Origin of the sequence: Pedobacter sp. Hv1 (assembly GCF_001412215.1) — a bacterium.
In the GTDB taxonomy this organism is placed as follows: domain Bacteria; phylum Bacteroidota; class Bacteroidia; order Sphingobacteriales; family Sphingobacteriaceae; genus Pedobacter.
The window spans coordinates 917,512-930,060 of the sequence record NZ_LLWP01000001.1 but is presented as its reverse complement, the minus strand read 5'-3'; the positions used below and the strand labels follow the sequence as shown (position 1 = coordinate 930,060).

Sequence of the window (12,549 nt, the reverse complement as noted above, 5' to 3'; positions counted from 1 at the left end):
GCATGTGCAATTGGTGCACATGCTTTTAAATTTGAATTAGATTGCCGGATCAGCAGGGGTATTTGGATTGGTAATACGCTCTTGATCTGGATACGGATAGAAGTTTCTGTTGCGTTCTGTAAAGTCAGCTGGTGGCGCTGGGCGCTCAAACCTGCGGCTGTCTTCTAGTCTTTGGCCAGTTAGGTATAATTCGGCACAACGTTGTTTGTAAACTTCTATTAATAAAGCATCTTTGGTTACCGCACCGCTATAGGCAGGTAAACCAGCATTGACACCAAAAATATCTCCAGAAGTTTGTGTTCTCACTTCATTGATCAATGTTACAGCATCAGTTAATGGTCCATTGCTTCTTAAAATGGCTTCAGCTCTGATCAACTTCATTTCATCAGGTAGATACACCGGTACAAAACCAGTTTGGTCGGTTGTAAAACCTTTTAAAGTTCTGGTTGCGGTTGAACCAGAACCTGTTGTTGTAATATAAAATGCTTCACGTTGATCGCCAGCTTCAAATAACGAAGCTGGAAGACCAAAGCCAGCTCTTGGTACATAGTATTTTAAAATGTTAGCGGTATTCCATAATGGGTTTACACTTACTGAACTATACCCAAATTGGTTTTTGCTACTTAAATCAACTGCAGTTGCATTGGTTATTGCAGCAGCGTAATTGCCAGCCATTAAATTATACCTTGCATTGAAAGCATAAAGTACATTTTTAAGGTTGAAATTTGTGCCAGCCACATTGGTGGTGAACTCTGCAGATACTGGTGTGGCTGTCAATTGTGCAATGGCATCATTTAATAAACGAATAGCTTCAGCCAATACAGCTTGACGAGGAAGGAATGTAGCTTTACCAGTTTTGTCGGTATTGATGTTACTTTTTTCGAATGAAGTTGCTAACGTACCCAAAGCAATAGCTTTGTATAGTTTTGCATGAGCCATCACACCTGATAAGGTACCCCCAGTTATAGTACTAATATTTCCTGCATTGCTCATGATGTCTTCACTCATATTCATCAGTTTTTGCATATTAGCCCATAAAGTAAGGACACTTCCGTTTGCAGTTGGAAATTGTGTTCCGCCAGCTTCTAGTTCCAATACATTGGTAAATGTAGCCACCCCTTGTAATTCGCGACTGGTTACTGCTGGGTAGAAATAAGAAGCAGCAATGCCGTTGGTAGAATAATATTGTCTTAAACCAACACTTAATCCAATGATGCCATCTCTAGTCTTCAACACATCAGCATCTGTGGGTGCATTTACATTAATGGTATCCATCTTACAGCTATTGGCCACTAACATTATAGCGACTAGTAAACCAGCTTTTATTTTATATATATTTTTCATTTTTTTAAAATTTATGGTCAATTAAAAGGTCATGTTGAATCCTAAAATAATTTGTCTCGGGATTGGCACCTCCACAAAATCAAATCCTCTTACTGCCGAGCTTTGTCCTGCAGCATTAATTTCAGGATCGTAACCACTGTAATTGTCAATAGAGAATAGATTTCTGCCGGCAAGATTAAATCTCATGTTGCCTGTTTTAAGAAACTTTGGTTTAAATGAGTAAGAAACAGAAACCTCTCTCAATTTTACAAATGAACCATCTTCGATCCAATTTTCGAAAATAGAAAATAAAGCTGCAGAGTTTCCTTTTGGTACTTCTCCTCTTAGTTCAGGCTCATAACCTTTTAATCCACCATATAAATCTCTATCACCTACACGTCTGGTAAAGTTAAATACATCAGCACCGATAGAAGCATCTAATTGTGCTCTAAATGAGAAGTGTTTTCCCACACTTACTTCATTGATTAATGAACCTACCCAATCTGGATTAGGATCGCCAATTACTTTCTTTAATGTAGCGCCAGAAGGTTGTCCACCAGTTCTTCCTACTTTTTCAGTTTGTGGTAAACCACCAGGTGTAAGTAGTAGAGATCCATCAGCATTGCGAGCAAAATAAGTAGCGTAAAATGCACCCAGTGGATAACCATTTACAGCAGCCACTTGACCAAAACCTCCAGCAAAAGTTAATATACCACCAGGGATATTGTTTACCACATTTTTATTTCTTGAATAAGTAGCGGTCACATCCCATCTTACTTTGTCGGTAAGTACTGGTACCCCTCTAACCATTAGCTCAAAACCTCTGTTGGTCATTGTTCCAACATTAACATACTGGCTAGTGAAGCCTGTACTTGGGGTAAGATTAGCTAGTAACAATAAATCTTTTACATCTTTTTTATAGTAAGAAAATTCTATACCTAATCGATCTTTAAAAAAACTCATGTCTGTACCAACTTCAAACTCTTCTTGACTTTCAGGTTTAATTACATTATTACCCAATAAAACTGGAGAATAAACACTAGGTAACCCCCCAGAATTAACCGGAATATAAGAGGTGTATTGATCGTATGCACCTAAAGCGGTTAGATTTCCAGATTGTCCATAAGATGCTCTCAACTTAAAACTAGAGATGACATTGGATATTTTAGAATTTTTCCAAAAATCTTCATTAGATAAGAGATAACTTCCACTTAATTTACGATAAAACTGTGCTCTATCGTCTCTCCCAAAAACAGAAGAAACATCATAACGTAAGGCTCCCGTTAAATAGAGTTTGTCCCATAAGCCAAATGTTTGTTGAAGGTAAGCACCCATTACATTAATGTCATAACGCATTTCTGCTCCTTGTACTATTCCGTTATTAACGGTTTCTCCAATTAATCCTAATTGTGTAGCTTTTAATCCTGTTTGGAAGGTTTTGTCTGATTGTGCTGTACCTCCAATTCCGGTGGTCGACTCTAACCAATCGTTGATACGGGTTTGATAAGATGCAGTCAGGTCATTATTCATTAAGAAGGTGGTTTTATCTGCTCTCTGTGCAAAACCAGTATTATAGGTAGGGGTGGTATTGCCCACAGGAATATAACCTGTTCCAATTTGTGTAGAATTATCAAAACCTAAGGTATAATTGATATTTAAACCTTTTATAGGTGTTGCATTTGCCTGGAAATTACCAATGAAACGACTGGTACGTTGTGCAAATTTAAAACGATTAATAGCTTCTAGAGGATTGGTTCTTTGTACAGCAGTTGGTGATGTTGATGGATAAATACCAGTGATAGGGTCTTTTGCTGGATTAACAAAGTTATTGCTGAAGATAAAACCGGTTAAGGCACCATAAGCCTCGTTCAAACCGCCATTTGGAATCTCATGGCTAGAGCTTAAAGTGTAATTCATTCCAACAGATATTTTTAACCAGTCATTTAGTCTTTGATCTACTCTTGCTCTAGCACCAACTCTGCTGAAATCAGAATTGTCTATAATCCCTTGGTTAAATAAATAATTGCCGCTTACAAAATATTGGGTACCATTGCCGCCACCAGAAACAGACAGGTTGTTTTCTACGCCTACTGCACTTCTAAAAATATCATCTTGATAATCGTATCGTTGTACAGCCGTTTGAGAAAGATCAGTAGCCGTTGTATTGTTGAATCTAAATGGGTAAGTATTTACATCTAATGTTTTTCTTACATCACTTACCTTAATATTGGTAGAAAAAGCATAAGTGGGTTTACCCTCTTTACCCTTTTTGGTAAAGATTTGTACTACCCCACTACTCGCTCTAGAACCATAAATGGCAGCAGCAGCAGCTCCCTTAATAATCTCTACACGCTCAATGTCTGCAGGATTGATGTCTACCAATCTGTTTTGGGCATAACCGCCAAGATCAAGCAATTCGGTAGAAGTGTTGTTCACAATTACCCCATCAATAATATATAATGGGTCACCTGCGCCTACAACTGTACTAGAACCTCTTAACCTTACACTCATGCCACCTGCGGGGTTACCCGAGTTCTGTGTAATTTGTGCGCCTGCAAGTTTACCACTTAAGGCCTGATCAATAGAAGTAGCGTTACTATTCGCAAAATCTTTAGCTCCTACAGTTGAGATGGCATTACCTAAGGTTTTTTTGCTTGTTGCTACAGAGTTACCTGTTACTACCACCTCATTTAAGCGTACCAAATCTTCTGCAATGCTCGCATTTAAGATAATGTTCTTCTGATCTCCTAAATTGAAGTCTACAGTATATTGCGTATAACCTAAATAACTAACGATAAGTTCATATTTACCAGCAGGAAGTTTTGCTGTGAGTTCATAATTTCCACTCTCGTTTGAAGTGGTTTCAATTGTTTTGCTACTGATTTTTACACTTGCCCCAGCAATAGGCAGTTTTGTTCTGCTATCAGTAACTACCCCTTTAATGAGATAGGGGGCATTCTGGGCAAAAAGGGAACTCACTGTAAACAGTGAGAGAAAAAGTATCAAAAGGCTATGCCTACATACTTTAAAGGGTTGGTTTTTTTTCATAAATTAAAATTTATTTGAGGTAAGTTTAATGCTGTTAATTATTCTGGGAAACTGATTTTGCCCATGGCTGCCGCAGGCATTTCGGGTCTGTTTTTGTATGCTGGCTTTTCTCCTGCAATGCACTCGTTGCCCAATAAAGCAAAAAGAATGGCTTCCTTCGCATCTGGATTGATATCAAGATCTGAAGTGGTTTTAAGCTCACATTTTAGATAATCGCCAATCTTTTTAACCAATAAAGGATTGTGCATGCCACCACCACTTAAGTAAATGGTAAATGGATTGTCTTTCGGTACGCATTGCTCAATAGCCCTTACAATGCCTTGTACAGTAAACTCAGAAAGTGTAGCCATAATGTCTTCATTTGAAATGCCTTGCAACTGAGTGCGTTCAATGGCCTCATCCAAATAAGTAAGGCTAAATAATTCAGGTCCTGTTGTTTTAGGGAAACCAAAATCATAAAAAGGGGTGTCGAGCAAAGCATTTAATAGCTTTTCATTCACGGTTCCAGCTAGAGCGAGTTTAGAATCTGCATCGTAATACATGTTTTCATAGTTCAACTGTACAAATTGATCCATCATGGTGTTTCCAGGGCCAACATCTGAAGAAAAGATCAGGTCTGATTCTTTACCTGCTGGTAAAAAAGTGAAATTGGCTATGCCGCCAATATTTAATAAAATCCTGTTTTCAGTTAAGCTCGAAAATAAAAGATAATCTCCATATACAGCAAGAGGGGCACCTTCACCACCAGCCGCAATATGTTTTTGCCTAAAATCACTCAGGGTAATTACACCCGTTTTAAAAGCAAGGTGATCGCCATCTCCAATTTGGAGGGTAGCATTGGGATAAGAATCCAAGCCATGGATTGAAATGGGCGCATGGAAAATAGTTTGTCCATGACTGGCAATCAAGTCAACATCCTTTACCGGAAATTTCCATTCTTCAAGGCATTGTAAGATCAACTCGGCAAAGTAAGTACCAATATAAGCATTTAACAAGGTCACTTTTTGCAAGTCGACCATTGGTTTTGAAGAGACAGATCTCAGTTCGGCCTTAAATTCGGGGCTATAACTAATAGTTTTAAAATTAATGGTTTTGATTGATGTGCCAATTCCTGCGCCCTTAAACTCGCATAAAGCGATATCGAGCCCGTCTAGAGAAGTGCCAGACATTAATCCAATAATGACCCTTGAAGGAGCATTAGCTATTTCTTGTAGTCTGAGTATGTGTCTATTCATCTACTATTAGGTTTAAATATTTGGTGCTATAAATTGAAACAGGCACAAAAACGCAGTTCTGATGTGCCTTATTTATTGCTAGTGTAAATATATGGAATTTTAAAAATCAATTTATGCATATTTAAAATAAAAAAACGCAAGAACACGCATAATTTTACCTTAATGTGCTTCTAATGTCGCTTAGATGGTATTTTTGAAAAATGGAATAGAGATTGAAGGTGTAGAAATAGCTGTAAACAACGAGTTGATAACCCATTTATAACATATTTTAGATATATTTATCAGACTATGAAATGTTTGATAATAGATGACCAAGAAATCTTTCTTAAGATTTTAGCTAATCTAATGGCTTTAGAGCCATCATTGACGCTCATAGGTAGCTATTTAGACCCTTTAGAAGCACATAAAGAGATTCAGCAAAACGACATTGATCTTTTGTTACTTGATATTGAGATGCCAGAAATGAATGGGATTCAATTGGCAAAGATATTAGGAGATAAAGGGCCATTGATCATTTTTATTACCTCTAGAGCAGAATACGCAGTTGAAGCTTTTAATCTGAATGTGGTCGACTATCTGGTTAAGCCCATTGAGCCAGATCGGTTTTTAAAAGCGATTGAAAAGGCCAAAAGCATATGGAAGAGTAAAGATCTGATCGTTGCTAACGAAAGTGGAAAAGATGGATTCGTATTTATTAGAGATTCTTATACCATTAAAAGAATTAAGATAGATGATATCCTCTACTTTGAAGCCAATAGAAGTTATGTAGAAATACACATGGCTTCCAATCATATCTACTCCATCCATTCATCCATTAGTTCCTTAGAGCAAAAGTTACCCAAAAGCTTTTTTGTAAGGGTTCATCGTTCCTTTATTGTTAATTTGGGTAAGATAGATAAAATGGAAGGCAAAACTTTGATTATAAATGAAGAGACGGTGCCAATTGCGGATGCCTATAAATCTAATCTTAATGAAAGAATGCTGATCTTATAGCTATTCTTTTTATACCAAAATGAAATATTATTGAGCAATGCTTGCCAATTCAATGCAAGTTAATATGTTCTTTCTAAAAGACGTAAGAGGACTTCACATGTTCTCCGAATAGCTTTCAAACTATTCCTTATAGCCTGCCGATGGGCCGTTGCATAAATAATGTACTATTCTTCTTTAATCTAGCTTTAGTATCAAATTATCCAGTTGATTCTTTGAAATAAACGAAGTGCCAATATTGATTAAGCCAATGTTTTTGCCGTTTCGGCAAAAGTTATTGCCTGTCTGTACATTAGCTATTTTTTCACCATGTGGATCGCAATAATTTTGACCTGCCTTTTTTAATTAAATAAAGGGAATAAGAAATTATAAAAACTGTATGTATAACTTTTTACCCATTGATAATTACTTTAGAAAAGATGATAAATTATCTTTTTTCCCAAAATTATTCTTGTCTTTTTGCTTCATTTTGATACTGAACAACTCTTTTGCAACAAATGTGCCCCCGAAAAGTTCTACTACTTGGGGATGTAAAATTGGCCAGAAGGTTTATTGGAACTGGTTAGGTACATTTAATGTTAGTGGGGGAGTTACTTATTATCACTTCAATCCATCTGGAGAATATACACAATGGGATGATGATTATGCATTAAGACCCGAATATAAATGTTATAGGTTTCAGAATATTTCTGGACCAACTCATAGTTGTAGCGTTAATGGTGTAATTGGAATAAGAGGGAATATAGACTCATCTCCAGTTTATTGTTCAATTGATAGCAATTTAGCCATGCTGTTGATGGCTGTAGGTGTATATCTGATATACGCCATCCGTATCAACAGAAATTATAGAAGTGTATTTATAAATAGTGTTTTATCAGCTTAACAAATGTAGGTATTGGGTATACCCTGTAAGATTGAAATGGAAAGCAAAGAAACATCAGTACAAGCAATCGTGCATGTAGTTGAAGAATATTATCGAGGCAGACAAATTAGCGACATATGTGAAACCTATATGATTCCACTGGTTACATTTCATAATTGGTTGGCTGAATATAAACCTATTGCTTTAGAGTTGAGTTTGTTAAAAGTTGAAAATGAAAGGCTAAGGGAAGTGTTAATTGATTTTGTAATCAGTCATCCTACAAGAACAAAAAAGAAAAAGAGGAATGTCTTTTAGCTCAAAGCAGAAAATATGTTTATGTCTAATCTGCTTTAGCAATGAAAAAAAGGACTCTCATAGCAACCTGCTATACAATATTGCTGTTAGCTATTTTCATCTTTCTTTATTTCAATAAAAAGAAATTGATAAAACGCATGAAATTAACAGATACCAGTAGCAACTATTTTTGGTGTCAAAAAAGCAAATTGTACTCCTTCATCAAAATAAAAGTATATGCAGTCAACAAGACTTCAAACCCTAAAGAAAATTAAGTTATTGCTCCTGTTGGGTGTAACAATGGTCATCATCATACTCGCCATAGTTCAAGGTTATTGGGCCACGAAAGCGTACATGGAAGGGTCTTTGGCCAACTGCATGGACTGTAATATGGTATTTGAAATGCTTTCGTCGAGCATGTTGACGGTATTGGTACAGGCAACAGCACTGTTGCTTTTTCGTGTTTTTAAACCTCGTCTGTTAAATACTATTCTTATAGCTACAAGCCTGTTCTTTGCAACTTCAATATTGCTCAACAAACAATTGTTTGAGGCCAGAGAAGTGACATGGGGTACTTATACTCCTATTGAAACATGGATTGGGACTATTCAACTATCGTTGTTACCCGCATTGGTTTGTGCAGCTCTTTATGGCATAGTTGTTTATTTCGTGATGCAAAAATATAGAATCTACAAAAAGCAGATTTTTTCCACTATGCAATCAAAATCCATTCGTAAACTAGCTTTTAAAGGTGATATATCCTCCTTAGAAAAATTGCTTAGAACAAGTAATAGGCAAATCATTAACGAGGCAGATAATATTGGTCATACCGCACTGTTTTATGCCATAGGTGGAGAGCAGGTAGCTGCTGTAAAGCTGCTCTTAGATTTTGGTAGCAACCCCAATAGCAAAGACCATAATGGCATTACCCCACTCGCATTTGTAGCAGAACCTCAATCTATAAAAGAACCAAGTGCCCAAAAAAGACTAGACATCGCCAAGTTATTGTTACTGCACGGTGCTGATGTTTCAATCGATGATCATTATCATAATACCCCTTTATCTGCTGCAGTATTCCATGCGGCTATGGGTATTGAAGATCGTTTGCAGTTGGTGGAGTTGCTCATACGGCATCATGCCAGCCCTTATCGCGAAAATAAATCGGGGATTAGCCCAATGAGCTTTGCAAAAAAAGTGGGGTGGCAATCGCTGATTGATATTTTAGAGAAAAAATAAACTTTTTTAACAAACTGAAACTTATAAGATATGTACTATGGATTTTACCGCCGAGTTATTTAACCTATTAGACAAAGCTAATGGGTATACAGAAATGAATGAAATACAAAAAAAAGAGGTGCTTCTGAAAATAGATCAACAGTGGGATGACCTACCTGAGGCCAAACTAGAATGTAATGAAAAGTCAAAGCTTGCTCTTTTTATGACTAATTCGGCACTTGGTCTTTCTATGCTGGATATGGCGGATAAATGGACCGACATTTTGTTGATGGACCGATTGGACAATCCAATAGAAGTAGGAATGTACAAAGGAGAGATGGCTTTTACCAGGAAAAATTATGTGGAAGCATTCATTCATTTTAAAATGGCCTATGATGCAGGTGGCCAACATGTATTTAAAGGGTCAGATCCAGCATATTTTGACCTTTATAAGAATCCTGAAAAATATATGTGAAAATGATGAAGGATAGTTTAAAAAAAATAGGATGTGTACTAATTGTGTTGCTGTATTTTAAACAACAATCAATGGCGGGTGGTTACGCCGCTTTTGAGGAAAGAACACCATATCATAACCTTTTGGTATACGATGGTTCCTCTTCTTATTTGGTTTATCTGGAATATAGCGATAGTAATTCATCAACAATAGGCAATTCGAATACAAAAGAAAATGCTTATTTCAAACAATTCTATTTTTATAAAGGATACATCGTTGGACGAGCCGATAGCCTGTTCTTTGTGGCTAATGAGCGTAAACCAACGGTGTTAAAATTTACAGATAGTGTTAAGTTTGAAGCCTTCCTCATCAAAAATAATTTAAAACCTAAACTATGGACAAGATGGTATGATCACTATTACGATGAGGCTAATTTTAAATACCTGTTGCTTTTTGCTTTCTTCCTATTTCCTATAACCTTGCTTATTATCTCTTTGTACCTCTATTGTTTTGTGAATGTTTTAAAAGGCAAAAAAGTGAAATTTTATAAAGCTAAAATGTTTTATCTTATTGCTCTGCCTAGTTTTATTCTATTTGTTTACCTTTTTCAAACCTTTCCTCAAAGTATTTAATCGCTATTCAAATGAAGAAATTATTTCTATTAGTTGTAGTGTTAACAATGTTTGCCTGCAAATACAATGAAAAATCTGAAGAAAAATTAAGCGATACCTTATCTCAGATTCATCAGGCTAGTACAAAAGGGGAAACGCTATCTTTTAACAAAGATTCTCTTAATAAAACTGAAGCTTTACTACTGGTAAAAAGTATTTACGATACCGTAGCAAACGAACCTTCAACAGAGAATGTAGCCGATACCATTACAAGAGATGATGTTTCCTTAAAATATTTTGAAAATAGCTCGGGTAAGTATTATGTGTACGTGGTAGAAAACAGAGGGCCAATGTACGGTGTATCAACTGGATGGTGCGATGTCTTTATTCTTAAAAAAACAAACAACAATTGGCAGTTGAACGATTTTAGGTTGCAGGCTGGGGGTGGAGGTATGTATGGAAATTCTGGTTCTTTAAAAGAATTGGTTAAGATTGGAGATGAAAGTCTAGGTATTACCATTTCGGGTGGACAATCACATATGGGCCAGAATTACAATGTGACCATTATTGAATTGAGCCATGGTAAGCTTGGAAAAAGTTTCTTTTTGCCAATCTATCATGATTATGGACAAGGGGCAGGAGATGATTATAAAATAACGGTGTGCGATGAAAACAAATATTATTTCAAAAAAAGCACCAATAATAAAAACTATGATCTAATTATTGATCGATACAATTGTGTAAATAATTCGGCTGTAAAAGTTGATAGTGTACGTATTCTTTACCGTAACGGGTATAACATTCCCGAAAGATTTTTATTTGAAGGATAGGATTGATGGTTTATTTGTAGGCCCAAAAATTGCAGCAAGTGTTAGTAGTAAAAATTATTTACATAGGGGAAGGACAACCTCGAAATTGGACAAAAGGAGACACTCACCAATAACAAACAGGACGTTTAAAGTAATTGGTAGTTGAAGGCCGGAGTACTGCAAATACGAATTACAGAGTGCATTGATAAATTAGATTAGTTTTTAAAATAAAACCACTTATGACGACACTTGAACAATCAATTGAAAAATACAATTCAGAATTGAACGATGATCTCAAAGCAATGCTGATTGCCAGCGAATTTGAAGATATAGAAGACGACAAAAAATGGATATTTCTACTTCAGCTAATCCAGCAAAGAGATACCTATGATCTTGTGAAAATTAATGTGTACAAGATGATTGAACTTGCAGATTTTTCAAGCTTTGGCTTAGAAAAGGTTAAAAATGAAGTTCTTGTTGCTTTAAATGATGAAGAGGATGAATTGGTTCGTCAATGGGGTTTTATCAGTTTAATGAATAATTTTTCTCACTTCCACGATGTGCTAGACTTATGTATGCATACTGTTGAAAATATAACCGAAGATTTAGACTTAAGGCATTGTGCTTATGGTGTAATTAAAAAATCTAAGGATATGGAAAAAATAAAATCCTTTTACGAAAGACTATTACAGGTGGAGGAGTTTAAAAAATATGCTGAACGTTTTTATGCTGAAATAAATAAGTAACAATGTCTATAAAAGCAATTGGCTAGGCTGATAATTTTTAAATGAATAAATATGGAAACAAAAATAGCGCTACAGCAACTTGATATTTCATCAAACTGGGCAATTGTGCGAAATGTGTTTTACGACATTGACCCAGCCGACAATGTTAACGAAGAAGATAAATATGTACATATCTACTGTCAAGAAGATTTGTTATACCTAATCAAAGACAATTATCACTTAGACCTTGGTTGGTATGGTAGTGATAACCTAAGCGATGAGCATACAGGTTATTGCATTCATTTATTCAGAGGAGACAATTGGAATAACGCCGAATTGTTAGAGAAATTCCGCTCAAAAAGTAAACTAATTATTGTAAACAAAATAGCTGAGTTTATGAAAGCTATTGAACTAGGTGAATTTGATAATCTTAGTGGCTATAGCGTTAATGAAAGTGATGCTTCAAACGAAAATGATTTTAATAAAATTGAATTTTTTAGTGTACGACAAATTTAGTGAATAGCCTAAGGGGAGAAATAGAGTAATCATTTATGGAATTATCTAAATCCCAATTAAAAGCAATATTAAGATTAATAAAATAACTACTTCTTGAAAAATAAAATGTATAAAATGAAATATAGAAAAATCGGTTTTGCCTTCTCTATGTTAGCAGGTGGGGTAATTGCAGTGCTTTTAAACCTGACGTTAGTACAAGAACTTTTTACTCCTGATCCATGTTATTACCACAACCGTAAAACAAACTTTTTTTTCAACTTTTTTTATAAACTTTCAGCAGAAAATGGGGATCATCCAATCCCTACACTCTTTAACCTATTGGTTTCGCTGGTAATTGGTATGTTAGTTGGTTTGTGGTTTAAAATCATCATTTCAGAACAAAAAAATAATGCTAAATTTTAAAAAAATAGCCGATGGGAAATTGAACAACACAAATCGATATACTCACTAATACTAGCTCGAAATTA

Annotated in this window: 13 protein-coding genes; 10 read left to right on the top strand and 3 right to left on the bottom strand. The window is 35.7% G+C overall.

Features of this window, described 5'->3' with window-relative positions:
* Nucleotides 1–36: 36 nt before the first annotated feature.
* From AQF98_RS04315 to AQF98_RS04305, 3 genes are read right to left on the bottom strand one after another with little or no spacing between them, the layout of a single operon-like run.
* Nucleotides 37–1,344 carry a RagB/SusD family nutrient uptake outer membrane protein gene (locus tag AQF98_RS04315; RefSeq protein ID WP_055130669.1) on the bottom strand — a complete coding sequence of 436 codons (1,308 nt, stop codon included), beginning with the start codon at nucleotides 1,342–1,344 and terminating at the stop codon, nucleotides 37–39.
* Nucleotides 1,345–1,365: 21 nt separating this feature from the next.
* Entirely contained in the window at nucleotides 1,366–4,371 is a 3,006-nt protein-coding gene (locus AQF98_RS04310; RefSeq protein ID WP_055130668.1) for a SusC/RagA family TonB-linked outer membrane protein, read from the bottom strand.
* A gap of 38 nt (nucleotides 4,372–4,409) precedes the next feature.
* On the bottom strand, nucleotides 4,410–5,606 hold the full coding sequence (locus tag AQF98_RS04305) for an anhydro-N-acetylmuramic acid kinase (protein ID WP_055130667.1): 1,197 nt from the start codon (nucleotides 5,604–5,606) through the stop codon (nucleotides 4,410–4,412).
* A gap of 288 nt (nucleotides 5,607–5,894) precedes the next feature.
* On the opposite strand from AQF98_RS04305, the gene AQF98_RS04300 reads away from it, so the two are divergent.
* From AQF98_RS04300 to AQF98_RS04255, 10 genes are all read left to right on the top strand, one after another.
* Nucleotides 5,895–6,599: a LytTR family DNA-binding domain-containing protein gene (locus AQF98_RS04300; protein ID WP_055130666.1), complete on the top strand. Its 705-nt coding sequence runs from the start codon at nucleotides 5,895–5,897 to the stop codon at nucleotides 6,597–6,599.
* Between the two features lie 376 nt (nucleotides 6,600–6,975).
* Nucleotides 6,976–7,479, top strand: coding sequence for a hypothetical protein (locus AQF98_RS04295; protein ID WP_055130665.1), 504 nt, complete (start codon nucleotides 6,976–6,978; stop codon nucleotides 7,477–7,479).
* Nucleotides 7,480–7,515: 36 nt separating this feature from the next.
* Complete coding sequence (locus AQF98_RS04290) at nucleotides 7,516–7,773, top strand: hypothetical protein (RefSeq protein ID WP_055130664.1); 258 nt, start codon at nucleotides 7,516–7,518, stop codon at nucleotides 7,771–7,773.
* A 216-nt stretch (nucleotides 7,774–7,989) separates the two neighbouring features.
* On the top strand, nucleotides 7,990–8,988 hold the full coding sequence (locus AQF98_RS04285; protein WP_082434891.1) for an ankyrin repeat domain-containing protein: 999 nt from the start codon (nucleotides 7,990–7,992) through the stop codon (nucleotides 8,986–8,988).
* A 37-nt stretch (nucleotides 8,989–9,025) separates the two neighbouring features.
* Nucleotides 9,026–9,442: a hypothetical protein gene (locus AQF98_RS04280; RefSeq protein WP_055130662.1), complete on the top strand. Its 417-nt coding sequence runs from the start codon at nucleotides 9,026–9,028 to the stop codon at nucleotides 9,440–9,442.
* A gap of 2 nt (nucleotides 9,443–9,444) precedes the next feature.
* Nucleotides 9,445–10,053 carry a hypothetical protein gene (locus tag AQF98_RS04275; RefSeq protein ID WP_055130661.1) on the top strand — a complete coding sequence of 203 codons (609 nt, stop codon included), beginning with the start codon at nucleotides 9,445–9,447 and terminating at the stop codon, nucleotides 10,051–10,053.
* An 11-nt stretch (nucleotides 10,054–10,064) separates the two neighbouring features.
* Complete coding sequence (locus tag AQF98_RS04270) at nucleotides 10,065–10,862, top strand: hypothetical protein (protein WP_055130660.1); 798 nt, start codon at nucleotides 10,065–10,067, stop codon at nucleotides 10,860–10,862.
* Nucleotides 10,863–11,080: 218 nt separating this feature from the next.
* On the top strand, nucleotides 11,081–11,587 hold the full coding sequence (locus AQF98_RS04265) for a hypothetical protein (RefSeq protein WP_055130659.1): 507 nt from the start codon (nucleotides 11,081–11,083) through the stop codon (nucleotides 11,585–11,587).
* 51 nt (nucleotides 11,588–11,638) lie between these two features.
* Nucleotides 11,639–12,082, top strand: a complete 444-nt coding sequence (locus AQF98_RS04260; RefSeq protein ID WP_055130658.1) for a hypothetical protein — start codon at nucleotides 11,639–11,641, stop codon at nucleotides 12,080–12,082.
* Between the two features lie 114 nt (nucleotides 12,083–12,196).
* Entirely contained in the window at nucleotides 12,197–12,484 is a 288-nt protein-coding gene (locus AQF98_RS04255; RefSeq protein ID WP_055130657.1) for a hypothetical protein, read from the top strand.
* Nucleotides 12,485–12,549: the final 65 nt, after the last annotated feature.

What these genes read in the sequence shown, in the direction of transcription:
- AQF98_RS04305 (WP_055130667.1), bottom strand. Translation starts at nt 5,606, where the DNA reads ATGAATAGACACATACTCAGACTACAAGAAATAGCTAATGCTCCTTCA.
- AQF98_RS04265 (WP_055130659.1), top strand. Translation starts at nt 11,081, where the DNA reads ATGACGACACTTGAACAATCAATTGAAAAATACAATTCAGAATTGAAC.
- AQF98_RS04300 (WP_055130666.1), top strand. Translation starts at nt 5,895, where the DNA reads ATGAAATGTTTGATAATAGATGACCAAGAAATCTTTCTTAAGATTTTA.
- AQF98_RS04260 (WP_055130658.1), top strand. Translation starts at nt 11,639, where the DNA reads ATGGAAACAAAAATAGCGCTACAGCAACTTGATATTTCATCAAACTGG.
- AQF98_RS04255 (WP_055130657.1), top strand. Translation starts at nt 12,197, where the DNA reads ATGAAATATAGAAAAATCGGTTTTGCCTTCTCTATGTTAGCAGGTGGG.
- AQF98_RS04270 (WP_055130660.1), top strand. Translation starts at nt 10,065, where the DNA reads ATGAAGAAATTATTTCTATTAGTTGTAGTGTTAACAATGTTTGCCTGC.
- AQF98_RS04280 (WP_055130662.1), top strand. Translation starts at nt 9,026, where the DNA reads ATGGATTTTACCGCCGAGTTATTTAACCTATTAGACAAAGCTAATGGG.
- AQF98_RS04290 (WP_055130664.1), top strand. Translation starts at nt 7,516, where the DNA reads ATGGAAAGCAAAGAAACATCAGTACAAGCAATCGTGCATGTAGTTGAA.
- AQF98_RS04310 (WP_055130668.1), bottom strand. Translation starts at nt 4,371, where the DNA reads ATGAAAAAAAACCAACCCTTTAAAGTATGTAGGCATAGCCTTTTGATA.
- AQF98_RS04275 (WP_055130661.1), top strand. Translation starts at nt 9,445, where the DNA reads ATGATGAAGGATAGTTTAAAAAAAATAGGATGTGTACTAATTGTGTTG.
- AQF98_RS04285 (WP_082434891.1), top strand. Translation starts at nt 7,990, where the DNA reads ATGCAGTCAACAAGACTTCAAACCCTAAAGAAAATTAAGTTATTGCTC.
- AQF98_RS04295 (WP_055130665.1), top strand. Translation starts at nt 6,976, where the DNA reads ATGTATAACTTTTTACCCATTGATAATTACTTTAGAAAAGATGATAAA.
- AQF98_RS04315 (WP_055130669.1), bottom strand. Translation starts at nt 1,344, where the DNA reads ATGAAAAATATATATAAAATAAAAGCTGGTTTACTAGTCGCTATAATG.